Annotated in this window: 22 protein-coding genes and 1 tRNA gene; 9 read left to right on the top strand and 14 right to left on the bottom strand. The window is 66.3% G+C overall.

What is annotated here, in order from left to right:
• A partial coding sequence (locus ACLQI9_RS10045; RefSeq protein ID WP_442391613.1) for a hypothetical protein occupies window positions 1-867 on the top strand: 867 nt, incomplete at its 5' end.
• Window positions 864-1,175: a hypothetical protein gene (locus ACLQI9_RS10040; protein ID WP_442377986.1), complete on the top strand. Its 312-nt coding sequence runs from the start codon at window positions 864-866 to the stop codon at window positions 1,173-1,175. The genes ACLQI9_RS10045 and ACLQI9_RS10040, both read left to right, overlap by 4 nt.
• A gap of 8 nt (window positions 1,176-1,183) precedes the next feature.
• Here the strand turns inward: ACLQI9_RS10040 and ACLQI9_RS10035 are convergent, their stop codons facing one another.
• A complete protein-coding gene (locus tag ACLQI9_RS10035; RefSeq protein ID WP_442391611.1) occupies window positions 1,184-1,348 on the bottom strand; it encodes a YegP family protein in 165 nt (54 codons plus the stop codon).
• 86 nt (window positions 1,349-1,434) lie between these two features.
• Here ACLQI9_RS10035 and ACLQI9_RS10030 point away from each other — a divergent pair, with 86 nt between their 5' ends.
• Both ACLQI9_RS10030 and ACLQI9_RS10025 read left to right on the top strand, forming a co-directional pair.
• On the top strand, window positions 1,435-1,854 hold the full coding sequence (locus ACLQI9_RS10030; RefSeq protein ID WP_442377982.1) for a nuclear transport factor 2 family protein: 420 nt from the start codon (window positions 1,435-1,437) through the stop codon (window positions 1,852-1,854).
• Window positions 1,855-1,955: 101 nt separating this feature from the next.
• The gene (locus ACLQI9_RS10025) at window positions 1,956-2,276 is read left to right on the top strand and encodes a hypothetical protein (RefSeq protein WP_442377980.1); all 321 of its coding nucleotides are present in this window, start codon (window positions 1,956-1,958) and stop codon (window positions 2,274-2,276) included.
• A 45-nt stretch (window positions 2,277-2,321) separates the two neighbouring features.
• On the opposite strand, the gene ACLQI9_RS10020 is transcribed toward ACLQI9_RS10025, so the two are convergent.
• The 5 genes from ACLQI9_RS10020 to ACLQI9_RS10000 all read right to left on the bottom strand — a co-directional run bounded on the left by ACLQI9_RS10020 (window position 2,322) and on the right by ACLQI9_RS10000 (window position 6,658).
• A tRNA-Ala gene (locus ACLQI9_RS10020) sits at window positions 2,322-2,397 on the bottom strand.
• 44 nt (window positions 2,398-2,441) lie between these two features.
• A complete protein-coding gene (gene sepX, locus ACLQI9_RS10015) occupies window positions 2,442-3,488 on the bottom strand; it encodes a divisome protein SepX/GlpR (RefSeq protein ID WP_442391609.1) in 1,047 nt (348 codons plus the stop codon).
• A 146-nt stretch (window positions 3,489-3,634) separates the two neighbouring features.
• Entirely contained in the window at window positions 3,635-4,288 is a 654-nt protein-coding gene (locus ACLQI9_RS10010; RefSeq protein WP_442378283.1) for a GNAT family N-acetyltransferase, read from the bottom strand.
• Window positions 4,289-4,309: 21 nt separating this feature from the next.
• Window positions 4,310-5,623 (bottom strand): molybdotransferase-like divisome protein Glp, encoded by a 1,314-nt coding sequence (glp, locus tag ACLQI9_RS10005; protein WP_442378282.1) that lies wholly within the window; start codon window positions 5,621-5,623, stop codon window positions 4,310-4,312.
• Window positions 5,624-5,749: 126 nt separating this feature from the next.
• Window positions 5,750-6,658, bottom strand: a complete 909-nt coding sequence (locus ACLQI9_RS10000; RefSeq protein ID WP_442378281.1) for a UTP--glucose-1-phosphate uridylyltransferase — start codon at window positions 6,656-6,658, stop codon at window positions 5,750-5,752.
• 75 nt (window positions 6,659-6,733) lie between these two features.
• Here ACLQI9_RS10000 and ACLQI9_RS09995 point away from each other — a divergent pair, with 75 nt between their 5' ends.
• Window positions 6,734-7,324 carry a 5-formyltetrahydrofolate cyclo-ligase gene (locus tag ACLQI9_RS09995; protein WP_442391607.1) on the top strand — a complete coding sequence of 197 codons (591 nt, stop codon included), beginning with the start codon at window positions 6,734-6,736 and terminating at the stop codon, window positions 7,322-7,324.
• Here the strand turns inward: ACLQI9_RS09995 and ACLQI9_RS09990 are convergent.
• Complete coding sequence (locus tag ACLQI9_RS09990; RefSeq protein WP_442378279.1) at window positions 7,321-8,037, bottom strand: HNH endonuclease family protein; 717 nt, start codon at window positions 8,035-8,037, stop codon at window positions 7,321-7,323. The two genes, ACLQI9_RS09995 and ACLQI9_RS09990, sit on opposite strands and share 4 nt — an antisense overlap.
• 62 nt (window positions 8,038-8,099) lie before the next feature.
• Here ACLQI9_RS09990 and ACLQI9_RS09985 point away from each other — a divergent pair, with 62 nt between their 5' ends.
• Both ACLQI9_RS09985 and ACLQI9_RS09980 read left to right on the top strand, forming a co-directional pair.
• Window positions 8,100-8,426, top strand: coding sequence for an FmdB family zinc ribbon protein (locus ACLQI9_RS09985; protein WP_442378278.1), 327 nt, complete (start codon window positions 8,100-8,102; stop codon window positions 8,424-8,426).
• A 65-nt stretch (window positions 8,427-8,491) separates the two neighbouring features.
• Window positions 8,492-9,154, top strand: coding sequence for an SAF domain-containing protein (locus ACLQI9_RS09980; protein ID WP_442378277.1), 663 nt, complete (start codon window positions 8,492-8,494; stop codon window positions 9,152-9,154).
• 16 nt (window positions 9,155-9,170) lie between these two features.
• Here ACLQI9_RS09980 and ACLQI9_RS09975 read toward each other — a convergent pair whose 3' ends face one another.
• The 7 genes from ACLQI9_RS09975 to rpmF form a co-directional block, all read right to left on the bottom strand.
• Window positions 9,171-9,596, bottom strand: a complete 426-nt coding sequence (locus ACLQI9_RS09975) for a large conductance mechanosensitive channel protein MscL (protein WP_442378287.1) — start codon at window positions 9,594-9,596, stop codon at window positions 9,171-9,173.
• 144 nt (window positions 9,597-9,740) lie between these two features.
• On the bottom strand, window positions 9,741-9,884 hold the full coding sequence (locus tag ACLQI9_RS09970) for a hypothetical protein (protein ID WP_442378276.1): 144 nt from the start codon (window positions 9,882-9,884) through the stop codon (window positions 9,741-9,743).
• A gap of 7 nt (window positions 9,885-9,891) precedes the next feature.
• Window positions 9,892-10,434: a MogA/MoaB family molybdenum cofactor biosynthesis protein gene (locus tag ACLQI9_RS09965; RefSeq protein ID WP_442378275.1), complete on the bottom strand. Its 543-nt coding sequence runs from the start codon at window positions 10,432-10,434 to the stop codon at window positions 9,892-9,894.
• Window positions 10,434-11,882 (bottom strand): S1C family serine protease, encoded by a 1,449-nt coding sequence (locus tag ACLQI9_RS09960; protein ID WP_442378274.1) that lies wholly within the window; start codon window positions 11,880-11,882, stop codon window positions 10,434-10,436. Before ACLQI9_RS09960 ends, ACLQI9_RS09965 begins: the two co-directional genes overlap by 1 nt.
• 58 nt (window positions 11,883-11,940) lie before the next feature.
• Window positions 11,941-13,470 (bottom strand): ATP-binding protein, encoded by a 1,530-nt coding sequence (locus ACLQI9_RS09955; protein WP_442378273.1) that lies wholly within the window; start codon window positions 13,468-13,470, stop codon window positions 11,941-11,943.
• Window positions 13,470-14,156: a response regulator transcription factor gene (locus ACLQI9_RS09950; protein WP_442378286.1), complete on the bottom strand. Its 687-nt coding sequence runs from the start codon at window positions 14,154-14,156 to the stop codon at window positions 13,470-13,472. Before ACLQI9_RS09950 ends, ACLQI9_RS09955 begins: the two co-directional genes overlap by 1 nt.
• Before the next feature lie 125 nt (window positions 14,157-14,281).
• Window positions 14,282-14,455 carry a 50S ribosomal protein L32 gene (gene rpmF, locus ACLQI9_RS09945; RefSeq protein WP_325680874.1) on the bottom strand — a complete coding sequence of 58 codons (174 nt, stop codon included), beginning with the start codon at window positions 14,453-14,455 and terminating at the stop codon, window positions 14,282-14,284.
• Window positions 14,456-14,680: 225 nt separating this feature from the next.
• Between rpmF and ACLQI9_RS09940 the strand changes: the two genes are divergently transcribed.
• Both ACLQI9_RS09940 and ACLQI9_RS09935 read left to right on the top strand, forming a co-directional pair.
• A complete protein-coding gene (locus tag ACLQI9_RS09940; protein WP_442391605.1) occupies window positions 14,681-16,393 on the top strand; it encodes an acyclic terpene utilization AtuA family protein in 1,713 nt (570 codons plus the stop codon).
• A complete protein-coding gene (locus tag ACLQI9_RS09935) occupies window positions 16,390-17,538 on the top strand; it encodes an acyl-CoA dehydrogenase family protein (protein ID WP_442391603.1) in 1,149 nt (382 codons plus the stop codon). The genes ACLQI9_RS09940 and ACLQI9_RS09935 overlap by 4 nt, the downstream gene beginning before the upstream one ends.
• Window positions 17,539-17,540 lie beyond the last annotated feature (2 nt).

Raw genomic sequence — 17,540 nt, 5'->3', positions numbered from 1 at the left:
GTTTACACCACCGACCACCTGGTCGACGCCGCCGACTATTGGGATGGCCTGGCCGACCGCTGGGAGGATGCCCACTGGCAGGTCCGCAACCAGGCCCATTCGTTGGACTGGCGGGGTTTCGCCGGGGATGCCTTGCGGGCGCGCACAGCATCGGATTACACCGTTGCTAGCGACCATGCCGACCAGCTGCGCGGTACCTCACGCATCGCCCGTCAACAGGCCGGCGAGTTGGAGCGCCTACGCAACCGGGTTCTCTATGCGGTCGAGGACGCTCACGACGCCGGTTTCACCGTCGGGGAAGACCTGTTGGTCACCGACACCCGAACCAGCCGCACAACCACCGAGCTGGTCGCTCGCCAAGCCCAGGCCCAGGTTTTCGCCGCAGACATTCGCAGCCGCGCGGGCGCATTGATTGGGGCTGATAACGAGGTTGCGGGCAACCTCACCGCCACCGCTGCCGGCGTCGGCGACACCGCGAAACCGACCTATAAGCCTGAAAACCACGGGACGATTCAGCTCGCCGGATTCGGCGCCAAGCAGGATCCGCAGCTACCACCGCCACCTCCGGCTCCGCAGCCGGACCCTCCCGCGATCAAATTGCCGCCGCCAACCGGGCCTCCGCCCGTAGCGGTCATTACCGTTGAACCGCCGGAGGTCCCGCCAGGGCCTCCCACTACGATCACGGGTACGCCGCTATGCCCCGGCGACAAGATTTTGGGGCATCTTCTGGAAATATTGGCCGGAGGAGCATTGGTCGGTGCATCAGGCGCGGCCGAGGCACCCAGCCTGGGAACCTCCACCGCGGGGATCTTGGGTGGCGGTCCACTGATCTATAACGGCATCGACGGCTTGGAAACCTGCCCATGACGATCTACCTGGCGCTCGGAATAGCTGCTGCGGTGGCTGGATTGATCATTGGCCGCACCGCGGTTGGCGCGGCGGGGCGCGGCGCAGCCAACCCAGAGCAGGCGGCTCGCAGACGGTATGCGGTGTTGCTCGCCGTTTTGGTCCTGGGGGCCGCGCTCCTGATAATCGATGCTGTCGAGACCGAGAGGCATCGCTACGTCAACCTCGCGGTCGTGGCGATCATGATCGGCGGCGTGGCCTTTGACTGGTTTAGGAGCCGACGACGCCGCACCCGGTTGGAACCCCCGCAGCAGACAGAGGATGAATAGGTAACGCGCTAGCTGGATTTGGCTTCGGTGTGGTCTTCGACCTTGGCGTTGGGCGCGTGCGTCTTGATCGCCTCAATGCCCTTCTCGGCGCTGGCTTTCGTCTCGTAACCCTGGCTGGCAGCGATGATCTCGCCGTTCGGAGCCTTGAGGCCGTATATAGCCATGGCGCTCATGCTGCCGAACGTGCCGGTACGCGGCATCGCGGCCGGTTAGCATGGTCGCTCGGCAGCACCGGGGTCGTGTAGCAGAAGGAGCGCCGATGACCACGCGCGAGATCTCGGAGGACGCGCTGTTTGCGCAGGAGGCGCGCTTCGCGCGGGCATTCGCGGACGGCGATCCGGCGCTCGCACGGGACCTCTATCAGCCCGACGTGGTGTACGTGAGCCCGACGGTGCGCCTCTTCGATTGGCCGGCCCGGATCGAAGGGATCGAGCGCACAATGGAATTCATTGCACTCACCATCCGTGCATGCTCGGCCATCCGCTACGAGGCGGCGGAGCAAGCCATCACGGCCGGCGGCGACGCGGCGTTCGTGCGGGTGCAGTTCGACTGGACGGGGGGCGGGGAACGTTTGCGCTCAACGTACGTGGTGATCTACCGCTATCGCGACGGCCGTATCGCTCGCCAGGAGCTGTACTACGACCCGAGCGGCTCACTAGAGCGACTGGGGCCCGCCTAGCGGAACCTCAGTCCAGGTAGTCGCGCACTAGGGCCCGATATGCGCTGTGCCCCACCAGCGTAAATGCGCCTGGCGGCGGAACGGTATGGGTGCCAATATCTTTGACTGACCAAGTAGTAAAGCTCCTTGGCCTTCGCCGGGCCGACCAGTCTGGTCAAGAACCCAAAGCAACCCCAACCGGCACCCCACTACACACCGGCGCCTACCGCATCCGCCACGACCGCATCGACAGCAACGGCAAGCTCACCCTGCGCCACAACAGCCGCCTACACCACATCGGCATGGGCCGCAGACACGCCGGCACCAACGTCCTGCTCCTGGTCCACGACCTACACATCCGGGTCGTGACCACCGACGGCCACCTACTACGAGAACTCCAACTCGACCCGACGAAAAACTACCAACCACAAACCAAACCGTGAACGATGTCCCAAGACACATGTGCACGATGTCCCGAGACATCGCACTGGTGGAGCTAAGGGGATTCGAACCCCTGACCTACTCGATGCGAACGAGTCGCGCTACCAACTGCGCCATAGCCCCTGATCGCTAGCAGGCTACCAGTCGTCGTTGGAGTTGCCGAACTATTACTGCCCGGCGGCTCGCGGCAAGTCCCGGTGCCAGCCGTAATCGCGCGCGTAGGGCGCATAGTCGAGATGCTCGAAGACCGGATCTTCGTCGTCGATCTCCAGAACGACGGCACCCGGGCGCCGCAGTCGCGACGGGACCACGTCGAACTCGTGGTCGTAGGTGTTCTCCACCCCCAGCCGCGACCTCGCCATCCGTTGTATCCGGCGGCGGTGCACTCGCTCCTCGATCCGGGTCTGCCGGCGCAGATACCCCAGGTAGAGCACCGTCACCGCGGAGATGCTGCCGCAGAACCACCACGCCGTTGGGGTCAGCTGGAATGCTGCCGCCGCCGATCCGACCAACGTCAGCGCCATCACCATCAGCACCCGCTTACGGGAGGCGTATTTGCGGGCGATGACCGCAGCGGCGGTGTCCGGGTCGTATCGATGCCGCCGTGAGAATGCGTGAGTGACGGTCGCCGGCGGTTCCTCGGCGACCGGTATCCCCGACGTGTCGTCGACGTATTCGTATTGATCGGCGTCGTCGTCGACGTCGTCGGCATCCTCGGTTTCAAACTCTACTTCGGCGTCGTCGCCATCCGTAATCTCGTCCTCGGCTACGGGCTCGGGTTGCTCCTCGGCCGTGGGCGGCGCTTCCGCCATCACCGGGCTCTCGCCCGCCTGAAGCGCCGGGGAGTCGGTGTCGACCACTGCGGCGTCCTCATAGTCAGGCCCGGTCTGCTCAACGGACACGGCGGCTGCGACCGTGACGACAACGCCGCGCGCCAGCGGCACTTCCTCGGTGTCATCCGAGTCGAGGTCGTCCAGGTCCTCGTCGTGTTCGTCTTCCTCGGGCTGCCAGTCAGGGTCACTACGATGCCCTGCCGCAGGTCCCCCCCTCTTGAGCAGCCGAGATGCCGCTCCGCTGTTGAGCACGCGGGTCGCCAAAGCCACATCGCTGGTGCGCCGCACCGCGTCGCGCTTGCTGATCAGCATGGGAACCAGCACGAACAGCCAGAGCACCACGAGTGATATCCACAACAACGATTGCGGGATGCTTGGCATGGTGACCTGCTCCTTTCCCCGCCAGGCTAGGCCGGCAACCGGCGCATCCGGTCGAGGCGCGCCCAGGACAATTACACACCTGTAATTTGCTGCTGACAAGCACCATCAGTCACAAATGTCACATTTGCAACACAAAGACCCGCCGGCTATGCCCAGCCGGCGTGCCCGTCGCGCACCAGAGCCGACGTCACGGACCCGTAGACCTCTTCGGCTGTCAAACCCACCAACAAGTGATCTCGCCAGTCCCCGTCGACTTGGAGGTACCGGCGCAACAGGCCCTCCTCGCGAAACCCGACCTTTGCCAGCACTGCCCGGCTGGCCGCGTTCTCCGGTCGCACGGTGGCTTCCACCCGATGCAACATGACCGGGCCGAAGCAGTGATCGAGGCCCAGCGCCAACGCACCGGTGGCGACCCCGCGACCGGTGACCGAGCTGGACACCCAGTAGCCGATCCAGGCCGACCGTAATGCCCCGTGCGTGACGTTGCCGATCGTCAGCTGCCCACAGAACTGGCCTTCCAGTTCGATCACATACGGCAACATGCGGCCTTTGCGGGCTTCTGAACGCAGACTCGAACACACCGCCGGCCAAGACGAAATCGTATGGCGCGCAGTCCAATCAGCCTCGGCGCTGGGCTCCCAACGCTCCAGATGGGCTCGGTCGGCCAGCCGGGCGCGGCTCCACTGAGCGGCGTCGCGCATACGCACCGGACGCAGCCGGATCACACCGGCGGAAACCCGCAGCGGTCCCACGACCGTCGGCCAGCCGGGATGCTGGGAGCTGGAGCGCCACGAGTTCACGAGCAGCAGCCACCGTGTCGCTCAGCCACGCTGAGCCAGAAACGCCACGTCGACGACCTCGCCGGTGCGGATCTGCTCGGCCTCGCGGGGAATCACAACCAAACAGTTTGCCTCAGCCAGCGTTGCCAGCAAGTGCGACGAGGCGCCGGGTGCGCCGCCCAGCGCCTGCACCAGGTATTCGCCGGTGTCCTGGTCACGCATCAGCTGGCCCCGCAGAAAGCCTTTGCGGCCGGGCACCGAGCTGATCGGTGACAGCGTGCGGGCCTGCACTACCCGGCGCATCGGCTGCCGCTTACCCAGCGATAACCGGATCAGCGGTCGGACCATCACCTCGAAGACGACCAAGGCACTGACAGGGTTGGCCGGCAACAGAAACGTCGGGACACCTTCGCGGCCCAGCTGCCCGAACCCCTGGACGGATCCCGGATGCATCGCAACCCGGGTGACTTCCATCTCGCCGAGCTCGGAGAGCACAGAGCGCACGGCCTCGGCCGCTGCGCCACCGACCGCGCCGGCGATCACCACGATCTCGGCACGGTTTATCTGACCCTCGACGACTTCACCGAGCTCTTTGGGGTCGTTGCTGACGATGCCGACACGGTTTACCTCGGCGCCCGCGTCCCGGCCGGCGGCCGCCAGGGCATAGGAGTTGACGTCGTAGACCTGTCCGTTGCCGGGAGTGCGCGAGATATCGACCAGCTCACCGCCCACCGCGAGCACCGACACCCGCGGGCGCGGGTGGACCAAAACCCGGTCGCGGCCAACCGCGGCCAGTAGCCCGACCTGGGCGGCACCGATGATCGTCCCGGCTCGCACCGCCACATCACCGGGCTGAACGTCGTCGCCGGTGCGCCGCACGTAGGCACCCGACCGCACGCCGCGCAGCACCCGCACCCGCGACTGCCCGCCGTCGGTCCATCGCAGCGGCAAGACCGCATCCGCCAGCGTCGGCAGTGGGGCACCGGTCTGCACTCGCACGGCCTGCCCCGGCTGCAGCCTGCTGGGTATACGTGTGCCGGCTTCGATGTTGCCCATTACCGGCAGGGTGACTCCACCGGGCGCGGACGGCGATTCCACCGCCTCGCTCGGGACTGCGCGCAGATGGTCGTCGCCGGTTTGATCGCTGGACGGGTCGGACTCACCAACGCCGAGGACGTCCACACTGCGTACGGCGTAGCCGTCGATCGCGGCCTGATCAAAACCAGGCAGCGGACGCTCCGTCACAACCTCTTCGGCGCACATCAACCCCTGCGCCTCGGCAATAGCAACGCGCACCGGTCTCGGCGCCACCGCGGCGGCCGACACCCGGGCTTGCTGCTCCTCCACCGAACGCACAGCGCGCCTTTCTGCCGTCAACCGGTATCGGCACAAACGGGCCTCAGACTCCGATAGTGACTGATCCGACTGCCCGCGTCCTCCTCCGGCCGCTACGCGGCCCCGCATCGTCGCCGGGCGCCGCCGCTAGTCTTCGGCCAGGCCCAATCGAGTCACCAGCCACCGCCGTAATTCCGGGCCGTAATCGTCACGGTCCAATGCAAAGTCAACCGCAGCCTTGAGGTAGCCGCCCGGATTTCCCAAGTCGTGTCGGGAGCCACGATGCACCACAACGTGTACCGGATGCCCTTCGCGGATCAGCAGCGCGATCGCGTCGGTGAGCTGCATTTCACCGCCAGCGCCCCGATCAATGCGTTGCAAGGCGTCGAAAATGGCGCGGTCGAGAATGTAGCGGCCAGCCGCCGCGTACATCGACGGAGCGTCTTCCTGCTTCGGCTTTTCCACCATGCCGTTGACCTTCAGCACGTCCTCGTGCGCGCCGGGCACCGGCTCGACGTCGAAAACCCCGTATGCGCTTATCTCTTCGGGAGAAACCTCGATCGCACACAACACCGTGCCGCCCTGCTCGGCACGCACCTTCGACATCGTCTCCAGCACGCCGGTCGGCAGCACCAGGTCGTCGGGCAACAACACCGCTACAGCATCCTCGTCGGCCGACAGCACAGGCTCCACGCAGCTGATGGCGTGTCCCAGTCCGAGCGGCTCGGCCTGCACGACGGATTCGACCTTGATCAGCTGTGGCGCACGACGCACCTTCGCCAGCATGGCCTCCTTGCCGCGCGCCTCGAGCGTGCCTTCGAGCACCAAGTCTTCGACGAAGTGTGCGACGACGCCATCCTTGCCCTCGGAGGTGATGATCACCAGCCGCTCGGCGCCGGCCTCGGCGGCTTCGGCGGCGACCAATTCGATGCCGGGCGTGTCGACGACGGGCAACAGCTCTTTGGGCACGGTTTTGGTCGCGGGCAGGAAACGCGTACCCAACCCGGCCGCGGGCACGATCGCGGTGCGAGGCACCAGACCCTGTGAGCGTGACATCGTTCACACCATAATCGCAGCCTGCTCTGCAGTCGCTGTGGCGGGGTGTAAGGCGCGGCTGTCATCGTTGACGGTATGGCGACGACGGCCAAGGCCGCACTGCGCGAACGGCTGCTGGCGGCCCGCCGTTCGGTGACCGACGAGATCAGGGCCGACGAGGCGCGGTCGTTGGCCGAACACCTCGAAGCGTTAGTGAGCAGCGGGAGCACCGTGTGCGCCTATGTGCCGGTGGGCACCGAGCCAGGATCGATCGAGATGCTGGATGTCGTGCTGCGACGAGGTGGCCGCGCGCTGCTGCCGGTCGCGCGTACTACCGCCGACGACTCCCCGGTGGCACTGCAATGGGGTGAATACCGGCCGAGTCAGCTGGTGGCCGCCCGCTTCGGACTGCTCGAACCGGCCCGGCCGTGGCTGCCGGCGACGACCCTGGCCGAGGCAAGCGTCGTGCTGGTTCCCGCGCTCGCCGTCGACCGGGCCGGCGTGCGTCTGGGCCGCGGCCGCGGTTTCTACGACCGCACGCTGGTGCACCGGGATCCGCGGGCGCTCCTGATCGCCGTGATCCGCGACCAGGAGCTGCTTGACGAGTTGCCGCGTGAGCCGCACGACGTGTCGATGACGCATGCGCTGACTCCCGGCCGCGGCCTGATCGGACTCGGCGGCACCTAGCAGCCCCGCAGCACCCGTCGCATCGCGTCTTTCTCCCGGCCCGACACCCACAGCTGGTAGTCGGTCTTGACCTCCACCTGACGGGCGACGAACGCGCACCGAAATGCCACGTTCGGCGGTAACCATGAAGCGGCGTCGCGAAACGCCTTGTCGAAGTTGACCTGACCGGCGACAGCCAACAGATTGCGCGGATCGTTGGCGAAGTCGCGGCGGCGTTGGTCGTCCCAGCCGCGTGCGCCCTTGTACCAAGCATCGGACAGCGACACCACATGGTCGATCTGCACGGCGGGCGAGGTGTCCGGGCCGCGCACGAAAACGATGGTCGCTCCGGTATAGGGGTCGTGCAGGATGCCACTCTGCGCGAAGCAGGTCCCGGGCCGCACCTGCAGGTCGACCAGGTCGCGCCGCAGGATGTCGTCGCGGGTGTTGCAGCCGTTGTGACCGAAGTCCACGTTGACGTCGTCACTCCAGGGCTCGCCGAACCGGGCGCGATTGAAGTCCTCGAAGCGATCCCACCCCTTGACGGGCAGCGCCTCGAGCTGCCGCCGGACCGTGTCGTAGGCCGGGCTGGCGGGGAACTCCTGCGGGGCGGGTTCCCGGCTTCGGATGTCGCGGACGTAGAGCCACCCGACACCGGCGGCGATCACGACGATGATCAGCAGCGCCAGCGTGTCCCTCCACCGGCCGCGCCGGGCGGGAATGACACGCGCCACATAGCGGTTCTAGCACTTGAGACTGTAGAGTGCTAACCGTTTAGACCATCACGGAGGTTTCTGTGCCGACTTACAGCTACGCGTGCACCGAGTGCGGCAATCGCTTCGATGTTGTTCAGGCCTTCACCGACGACGCCCTGACCACATGCGAGCAGTGCTCTGGTCGGCTACGCAAACTGTTCAACTCCGTCGGCGTGGTGTTCAAGGGCAGCGGTTTCTACCGCACCGACAGCCGTGAGTCGGCGAAGAATTCGGTCAACGGGCCCGCCAAGACGAGCACGGAGGGATCGAGCAGCAGCGACAAGTCTGGCTCATCGGAAAAGTCGAGTACCTCCAGCGACAAGTCGGACTCGGCGAGCTCGAAGTCAGCGACGGCCGCCGCCAGCTAGCCGGTTATCCACAAGCGGCTTCCCGTCGGCCGCGCGCAGTACCCAGCCGCACTTACCGTTGCGGCGTGGGGGATTCCCTGAAATCACTGAATCCGTCGCCACCTGCCCGGATCTCGCAGTGGTTGCGCCCGGACTGGTCGCGAACCGTACTGGCCCGGCGAATCGCCGCGGCGGGGCTCGTCGTCCTTGCCGGTGTTGCGGCACTGCGGCCCAACCCCGACGGCGACCGCGCTCAGGTGGTGGTGGCAGCCCGCGATCTCAGCCCGGGAGCCGCGCTGACTGCCGACGATCTGCGACTCGAAAAGCGTTTAGCACCAACCATTCCCGACGGCTCACAATCTGACATCGACACTATCGTCGGTTCGACACTGGCCGGGCCGACCCGGCGCGGTGAAGTACTGACCGACGTCCGGTTGCTGGGCCGCCGGCTGGCCGAGTCGGCCGCGGGGCCAGACGCGCGGATCGTGCCCGTGCATCCGGTGGACGGCGCACTGGCGGACCTGGTGCGACCCGGCGATGTCGTCGACATCATTGCCGCGTCGGAGACCAACTCCGCAGCTGCCGCGAGGGTCGTTGCCACCAGCGCGATCGTGGTCCTGGTCTCGGCGAAGCAGAAGGCTCAGGCCGCGACCAGCGAGCGCGTGGTCTTGGTGGCGCTGCCGGCCGCCGCAGCCAATGCCGTGGCCGGCGCCGCGTTGACACAGACCGTGACCCTCACCCTGCATTGAGTGCGGGGAAGATGTTTCAGGCGGCCGCCGGCTGGTCGCTGGTACAGTACTTGCACTTGTGTGCGGACTCGGGGATGTCCGACATGCACTCGTTACACGCCTTGGTCGCGGGCTCATCACCGAACACGGTTACCCCGCGGCGCTTCTGGATGTGCTTGTAGGGCAACACGATCACGACGTAGATGGTGGTCATGAAGACTATGAAGTAGACAATTGCCCCGATGAAGGCTCCCATGTCGACGAAAGTCTCCTTGTTGCCTGCATTGCCGAGCTGCCAGCCCAACCCGAAGGTGGTATGGGGCTGTGCTGCGGCGACCAGCGGATTGATCACACTGTCGGTGAAAGCCTTGACCAGGTTCGAGAACGCCAAGGCCACGACCAACCCGACGGCAACGGTGATCACGTCACCCCGCATTACGAAATCTCTGAATCCTTTGAACACGAAAGCCACCTCCGTCATGACGAAATTAATAAGGCGACGCAAGATCGCCCGAAAAAACCGTAAGTCCGTATGACGGCGATTGCGGGCTTTGCGGCGAATTAGTCACGCAAGGGTATTCATGCCGTGACATCGGCGAGTCGTCGGTCAACCGTGGTGCGGGGGTACGTTCTCCCTCAGCCACTGCTCGCGATCATCGGCGTCGCGATCACGCTCGTCGGTCGACTCGTGCGGCAACTCGGTTCCGAACACCTTGTCGATCAAGTTCCGGTCGTTGCCCCGCGTGGTCATGCCGGAGTCAAATCTCCAAGCTCGAGAGCTGGCCGATGATCTGGGCCGCCAGCGGATTCAGCGTCGCCATGCCGTCGCGCACCGCGTATCGCGAACCGGCCAGGTTGACCACCAGGGTGCTCCCCGAGATGCCCGCCAAACCACGTGACAAGCCGGCGTCGATGATGCCCGACGACAAGCCTGACGCCCGGATGGCCTCGGAGATGCCGAGTAGTTCGCGATCGAGAATTTCCAGGGTGGCTTCCGGGGTGACGTCGCGCGGCGTTACGCCGGTGCCGCCGACCGATACCACCAGATCCACTCCCCCGATCACCGCGGTGTTCAGTGCGTTGCGGATCTCCACCCCGTCGGCAGCGACGGCGACCACGCCGTCGACAACGAAGCCCGCTTCGGTGAGCAGTTCGGTGACCAGTGGCCCGCTGTGATCCTCATCTCCGTGGGCGGTCCGGTCGTCGACGACCACGACGAGTGCCCTGCCGACCAACTCGGCGCTCTGTTCCATGGTTGCAACCGTATATCTGGGGTCCGACCACGATGCAGCGACTCTCATCACTGCTGCGCCTTGCCCAAGGTGACCTGCACGGTCTTGCTGTCGCCCGATGGATCTTTGTACGTCAGCGTGACTTTGTCGCCGGGTGCCTTGGAACGCACGGCGGCGACCAAGGCGTCGGCGCTGTTGACCGTACGGTCGTCGACCTTGGTGACCACGACGCCGCCCGGCAGGCCGGCGGCTGCCGCCGGACCATTCGGTACCACCTCGACGACTTTGGCGCCTGGTGTGCCCTTGTCGTTGGTGACCTGAACGCCCAGCGACGCATGCGACGCCGTTCCGGTCTTGATCAACTCGTCGGCGATCCGCTTGGCCTGATCGACCGGGACCGCAAAGCCAAGTCCGATCGAACCGCTCTGCGCGTCGGGCGAGTCGCCGCCCAGTGTGGCAATCGCAGAGTTGACGCCGACCAACTGTCCACTCATGTTGACCAACGCGCCGCCGGAGTTACCAGGGTTGATCGCGGCGTCGGTCTGGATCGCGTCGAGAACGGTGTTCTGGTTACCCGTCTCGCCGGTCGTGGACACCGGGCGGTTGAGTGCGCTGACGATGCCGGTGGTCACCGTGCCCTCCAGGCCGAGCGGCGACCCGACCGCCATCACCGGCTGGCCGACGCGCAGGTTCGCTGAGGAGCCGAGGCTGATCGGCGTCAATCCTGAAGCGCCTTGCACCCGAACCACTGCGATGTCAGTCGTGGGATCTGCTCCCACCACGGTGAACTCTGCGGTGCGCCCGTCGGAGAACGTCACCGTGGTCTTCGGCTTTCCGTTGGCCCGGTCGCTGTCCGGCTCTCGGGGGCCACGTGGCTCCGGGGGGCCAGATGGGTCCCTGGGGTCAATTCCCTCAGGCGGCGGCGCGTGCGGCGGAGCGGCGTGACCGGGATTGGCCGCAGTGGCGACGACGTGGTTGTTGGTCAAGATCAGCCCGTCCGAAGACAAGATGATGCCCGAACCCTCCTCGGACTGACGACCGAGATCGGTCTCGAGCATGACCACACTGGGTACCACCTTGGCGGCGACCTGTTCGACGGTGCCGACCGGGGCGTTCCCGGCCGGCAGGCTTGGAGCCGCGCCACCCAGTGATGTTCCGTCGCTGGCGATCGGAAGCTGCCCGTTGTGCTCGATCACCGACGCCGCGGCACCGCCGATGCCGGCCGATACGACCGCGATCGCCAACGCGCCGACGGCCAAAGCTCCTCCGCGGGAACGCTTTCGGGGTATACCCAATTGGGCAGTCGGCGGGCCGCCGGCAGGGCCGGGCTGGCCGCTGCCGAACGAGCCGTACGGCTGCTGCCGGTAGTGCGGCTGCTGACCGTAACGCCAGTCGTAGTGCTGAGGATAGGTTTGCTGCTGTCCGTGACCGGAATAGCCTGGGGCCCCGCGCTGATCGGACACCGGGCGGTACCCGGGCTGCTGCGGCGGTGGCGAATACCTCGGGTCATTCGTCATGTCGCTAGGTCACTCTTTCCTTGAACGGTCGGTTCAGACTCAAACAGTAACTGGAGAACTACCTTGCCTGCGTGGTCTGAGATTCGACTGAGATAACGTTCGCTGGACCTGGAGAGTTCCCCGTTTTTGTCAAGGAGTTAACATCCGCCGCAGCCGCCTCAGGAGTCGGGTACTGCAATGGCGGGATCGGCCGTCCGGGCAGCAACACATAGATCGACGTCCCCGGGGGCTGGCCACCCGGGACGGTGTCCTCGACGCGCAGCGCGCCGCCGTGATTGAGGACCACCTGTTTGACGATCGCCAGCCCAAGACCCGATCCGGGCATCGCCCGCGCCGCGGTCGAGCGGAAGAAACGTTCGAACACCAGTGCCCGCTCCTGCGCCGGGATCCCCGGCCCATGGTCGGACACCACCAACTCGGCGTGCGATGGGTCCAGCTGCCGGAGCCTGACACCTACCGTCTCCCCCGACGGACTCCACTTGGCTGCATTGTCCATCAGGTTGAGCACCGCACGCGACAGGCCGGCGGAGTCGCCGTAGACCTGCCAGGGCGTCACGTCGACATCGAACTCAATGTCGTTGCGGCGCCGCCGTACTCGCTCGAGGCAACGGTCGATGATCTCGCTGACGTCGACCGGTTCGTGCGCTACTTCTTCGCCGGCGTCGTCTCGGGTCAGGTCCACCAAATCGCCTACCAGCGTTGACAATTCCTCGATCTGCGCTATCACATCGGCCCGCAGGTCGACCATCTCCTGTTCAGGCAGCGGCGGCGCACCCGGTTCCATCGCGGCTATAAGCAGCTCGACGTTGGTGCGCAGCGACGTCAGCGGGGTGCGCAGCTCGTGGCCGGCATCGGCGACCAGACGTGTCTGGCGTTCCCGAGATTCGGCCAGGGCTCGCAGCATCAAATTAAATGCCTCGGTCAGCCGTGCCAATTCGTCGCTGCCGAACACCGGGATGGGCCGCAGATCGTCGGTGCGGGCCACCCGCTCAGCCGCCTCGGTCAGCCGGCCCACCGGACGGAGCCCGGCCTGGGTGACCATCCCACCGGCAACCGCGGCCACGGCGACGCCGACCCCGCCGACGATCAGCAGCACCCAGCGAAGCTTCGTCATCACCGCGTCGGTCGGCGCCAAGCTCTTGGAGATCAGCAGCGAGCTCCCGTTCGGCAAATGAACGGCCAGCACCCGCTGATCGGCCACCGTGCGCCGCGACATGAACAGGTCGCCGCGGATGACCGCCTTCTCCGCCGGTCCGACCGGCATTGTCTGGCCCTCCTGGTTGGCCGTGAAGATCGATCGGCCGGGGTTCACCAGCATCGCGTTGACGTCCGAATAGGCGGTGCCCTCGATGGCTTTCGCAGGATCGGCCGCCAACGATCCGCTGGCGATCAAGAGCTGAGCTCTGCTCTGCAGCTGGTTGTCGATGTCGTTGTACAGTGCCGCGGAGATCACCGCGTACACGGCGACCGCCATCAGGATGACCACCATCGCCACCATCGACATCGCCAGCAGCATCACCCGCCACCGCAGCGACAGCGAGGTGCTGGCTCGCAGCTGAGCTCGACTCCGCTGGTGGAACAAGGGCATCAGGGCGGTGTTTCGCGAAGCACGTAACCCACCCCGCGCACGGTGTGGATCAATCGCGGCTCTCCATTTGCTTCGGTCTTGCGACGCAGGTATCCGACGTACACTTCCAGCGCGTTACCTGAGGTGGGAAAGTCGAAGCCCCACACCTCCTCGAGAATCCGGCTGCGGGTCAGCACCCGTCGCGGATTGGCGATCAACATCTCCAAAAGAGCGAATTCGGTGCGGGTGAGGCTGATCTGGCGTTGCCCGCGAGTGACTTCACGGGTCGCCGAGTCGAGGGTGAGATCTCCGAACGTCATGGCCACGGCCTCGGCGGAGTCTTCGATTCTGGTGCGGCGCAGCAGCGCCCGCATACGGGCCAACAGCTCTTCAAGCGCGAACGGCTTCGGCAGATAGTCGTCGGCGCCGGCGTCGAGGCCGGCAACCCGTTCGGAGACCGTGTCGCGGGCGGTCAGCACCAGGATCGGCAGATCGTCACCCGTGCTGCGCAGCTGACGGCATACTTCCAGGCCGTCCAGCCTCGGCATCATGACATCGAGAACCAGCCCGTCAGGCCGGTCGGCGGCGATCATCTCAAGAGCCTCGACGCCGTCTTCCGCCAACGAGACCGAGTAACCATTGAAGGAAAGCGAGCGGCGAAGCGACTCGCGCACCGCTCGATCGTCGTCAACGACAAGAATTCGCACGGCCACCAGTTTCATCCAATCGCCTGAGAGCGGCCTGAGAGGCGCGCGGGCTAATTGCCCAGCTCTTCGCCGGGCCGCGGTGCGGCCCGCGTCGTTGCCGGGCGGCAAGGCTCATGGCGAAAAAGTTAGCGGCGGTCCAGGTTAATCAGTCCGAGGCGCGCCGCCTTGAGCAGCCGGCGCGGCACCTTGTGGTGCTGGCCGGCCACCGTCACACCGACGAGTTCGGGCTTGGCAGCCTTCCACTGTGCGCGCCGGCTCCGGGTGTTCGCGCGTGACATCCTGCGCTTTGGCACAGCCATAATCGGGCCTTACTACTGGTAGGGGGGTCGCCGCGCAAGCAGCCTCGACGGCGAAGTTGCAATCAATAATAGTCGGTGACCTGCTGCGCACAAAAATCGGCGCCCGGACCTGGCAGGCGCAGGCCCCATCCCGAAGGAGCATCCTTGACGTGACACCGGCGGTACCCGCTAACCTACCGGTTGGTTGGTAACGACCGGGTGGCGGCTGGAGGGAGGACGACAGGCATGGCTTCTTCTGGTGTTTCCTCTGCGCCGGTCCGGGTTGGGAACTGCTCGGGGTTCTACGGTGACCGACTCGCCGCGATGCGCGAGATGCTGACCGGCGGCGAGCTGGATTACCTCACCGGTGACTACCTGGCCGAATTGACCATGCTGATTCTTGGCCGCGACCGGATGAAGCACCCTGATCGCGGCTACGCCAAGACGTTCCTGACCCAGCTCGAGGAGTGCCTGGGCCTGGCGCACGACCGCGGGGTGCGCATCGTCGCCAACGCCGGCGGCCTAAACCCCGACGGCCTCGCCGACGCGGTACGCGCCCTGGCCCAGCGCCTGGGTGTGCCGGCCCAGGTCGCCCACGTCGACGGTGACGACCTGGCGCCACGCGCCGAGGAACTGGGGCTGGGCGCGCCGCTGACGGCCAATGCCTACCTGGGCGCCTGGGGCATCGTCGACTGCCTCAACAGCGGCGCCGACGTCGTCGTCACCGGCCGGGTCACCGACGCGTCGGTGACCGTCGGGCCGGCGGCCGCACATTTCGGCTGGCACCGGACCGACTATCACCAACTGGCCGGCGCCGTGGTCGCCGGCCACGTGATCGAATGCGGCATCCAAGCCACCGGCGGCAATTTCTCCTTTTTCACCGAGGTCCCGGATTTGACCTATGCCGGTTTCCCGCTGGCCGAGATCCACGCCGACGGCTCGTCGGTGATCACCAAGCACCCGGGCACCGGCGGGTTGGTCAGCGCCGACACCGTCACCGCGCAACTGCTCTACGAGGTCGGCGGCGCTCGCTACGCCAACCCGGATGTCACGGCCCGGATGGACACCATCGAACTGTCCGCCGACGGCGCCGATCGGGTGAAGATCAGCGGGGTGGCCGGCGAACCACCGCCGCGCACGCTGAAGGTCTCGCTGAACAGCATCGGCGGGTTCCGCAACGCGATGACGTTCGTGCTCACCGGCCTCGATATCGAAGAAAAGGCCGAGTTGGTGCGTCGCCAATTGGAGGGTGCGCTCACCGTCAAGCCCGCCGAGTTGGACTGGACCATGGCCCGCACCGACCACGCCGACGCCGACACCGAAGAAGCGGCCAGCGCCCTGCTGCGCTGCGTGGTCCGCGACCCCGACCCTGCGAACGTCGGACGCCAGTTTTCTGCGGCCGCAGTGGAATTGGCACTAGCCAGTTATCCGGGCTTTACCGTCACCGCTCCGCCCGGCGACGGTCAGGTGTACGGGGTGTTCACCCCCGGCTATGTCGACGCCACCCAGGTGCCGCACATCGCCGTTCACGCCGATGGCACCCGAATCGAGATTCCTTCTGCCACCGATACTCTCGAGCTGGCCCCGGCCGATGCGCCGCCGCTGCCGGAGCCATTGCCCGCCGGCCCGAACCGGCGGGCGCCGCTGGGCCGGATCGCCGGCGCCCGCAGCGGCGACAAGGGCGGCTCGGCGAACGTCGGGGTCTGGGTCCGCACCGACGAACAATGGCGCTGGCTGGCCAACACCCTGACCGTCGAGCTGCTCAAGGAACTGCTGCCCGAGGCGGCCGAATTCGACGTCACCCGCCACGTGCTGCCCAACCTGCGCGCGGTCAACTTCGTCATCGAGGGCATCCTGGGCCAGGGGGTTGCCTACCAAGCTCGATTCGACCCGCAGGCCAAGGGGCTGGGCGAATGGTTGCGCAGCCGCCACGTGGACATCCCGGAAGGGCTCTTGTGAACATCTGGAACACGCCCGAGCGCGAACAGTTGCGAAAGACAGTGCGCTCCTTCGCCGAACGCGAAATCCTGCCCCATGTCGACGACTGGGAACGCACCGGCGACCTGCCCCGCGACCTGCACCGCCGGGCCGGCGAGGCCGGGCTGCTGGGTGCGAACTTTCCCGAAGCCGTCGGCGGCGGTGGCGGTGACGGCGCGGACGCGGTGGTCATCTGCGAAGAGATGCATCAGTCCGGCGCGCCAGGCGGCGTTTTCGCGTCGCTGTTCACCTGCGGCATCGCGGTACCGCACATCATCGCCTCCGGCGATGAGCGGCAGATCGAGACGTTCGTGCGGCCAACGTTGGCCGGCAACAAGATCGGCTCGCTGGCCATCACCGAGCCCGGCGGCGGTTCCGATGTTGGGCACCTGTGCACCACGGCGGTCAGGGATGGGGACCACTACATCGTCAACGGCGCCAAGACCTACATCACCTCCGGGGTGCGCGCCGACTACGTCGTCACCGCGGTGCGCACGGGTGGACCCGGCGCGGGCGGGGTCTCGTTGCTGGTGGTGGACCGGGGTACTCCTGGTTTTCAAGTCACCCGCAAGCTGGACAAGATGGGCTGGCGGTCCTCGGACACCGCGGAGCTGTCCTACACCGACGCGGCCGTTCCGGCGGCCAACCTGGTCGGGGCGGAGAACAGCGGCTTCGCCCAGATCGCGCAGGCATTCGTCGCAGAACGCATCGCCCTTGCGGCACAGGCATATTCGAGCGCCCAGCGGTGCCTGGACATCACCGTACAGTGGTGCCGCGACCGCGAGACGTTCGGCCGGCCACTGATCTCCCGCCAAGCCGTGCAGAACACGCTCGCCGAGATGGCCCGTCGCATCGATGTCGCCCGCGTCTACGCGCACAATGTGGTGGAGCGCCAACTGGCCGGCGAGACCAACCTCGTCGCGCAGGTGTGTTTCGCCAAGAACACCGCCGTCGAGGCGGGCGAATGGGTGGCCAACCAAGCCGTTCAGCTGTTCGGCGGCATGGGGTACATGTCCGAGTCAGAAGTCGAACGCCAGTACCGGGACATGCGGATCCTCGGTATCGGCGGCGGCACAACCGAAATCCTGATCTCGCTGGCCGCGAAAACCCTCGGGTACCAGTCATGACC

The sequence above is a fragment of the Mycobacterium sp. genome (genome assembly GCF_052143115.1).
Lineage (GTDB): Bacteria > Actinomycetota > Actinomycetes > Mycobacteriales > Mycobacteriaceae > Mycobacterium.
Note: the sequence above shows the minus strand (reverse complement) of the source record. Positions and strands in the feature narration are given on the sequence as shown.

Excerpts from the sequence above, each read along its gene's own strand:
- ACLQI9_RS10030 (WP_442377982.1), top strand. The coding sequence starts at position 1,435 with ATGACCACGCGCGAGATCTCGGAGGACGCGCTGTTTGCGCAGGAGGCG.
- sepX (WP_442391609.1), bottom strand. The coding sequence starts at position 3,488 with ATGCCAAGCATCCCGCAATCGTTGTTGTGGATATCACTCGTGGTGCTC.
- ACLQI9_RS09970 (WP_442378276.1), bottom strand. The coding sequence starts at position 9,884 with ATGACCACGCGGGGCAACGACCGGAACTTGATCGACAAGGTGTTCGGA.
- ACLQI9_RS09940 (WP_442391605.1), top strand. The coding sequence starts at position 14,681 with ATGGCTTCTTCTGGTGTTTCCTCTGCGCCGGTCCGGGTTGGGAACTGC.
- ACLQI9_RS09955 (WP_442378273.1), bottom strand. The coding sequence starts at position 13,470 with ATGCCCTTGTTCCACCAGCGGAGTCGAGCTCAGCTGCGAGCCAGCACC.
- ACLQI9_RS10000 (WP_442378281.1), bottom strand. The coding sequence starts at position 6,658 with ATGTCACGCTCACAGGGTCTGGTGCCTCGCACCGCGATCGTGCCCGCG.
- ACLQI9_RS09960 (WP_442378274.1), bottom strand. The coding sequence starts at position 11,882 with ATGACGAATGACCCGAGGTATTCGCCACCGCCGCAGCAGCCCGGGTAC.
- ACLQI9_RS09965 (WP_442378275.1), bottom strand. The coding sequence starts at position 10,434 with ATGAGAGTCGCTGCATCGTGGTCGGACCCCAGATATACGGTTGCAACC.
- ACLQI9_RS10035 (WP_442391611.1), bottom strand. The coding sequence starts at position 1,348 with ATGAGCGCCATGGCTATATACGGCCTCAAGGCTCCGAACGGCGAGATC.
- ACLQI9_RS10040 (WP_442377986.1), top strand. The coding sequence starts at position 864 with ATGACGATCTACCTGGCGCTCGGAATAGCTGCTGCGGTGGCTGGATTG.
- rpmF (WP_325680874.1), bottom strand. The coding sequence starts at position 14,455 with ATGGCTGTGCCAAAGCGCAGGATGTCACGCGCGAACACCCGGAGCCGG.
- ACLQI9_RS09995 (WP_442391607.1), top strand. The coding sequence starts at position 6,734 with ATGGCGACGACGGCCAAGGCCGCACTGCGCGAACGGCTGCTGGCGGCC.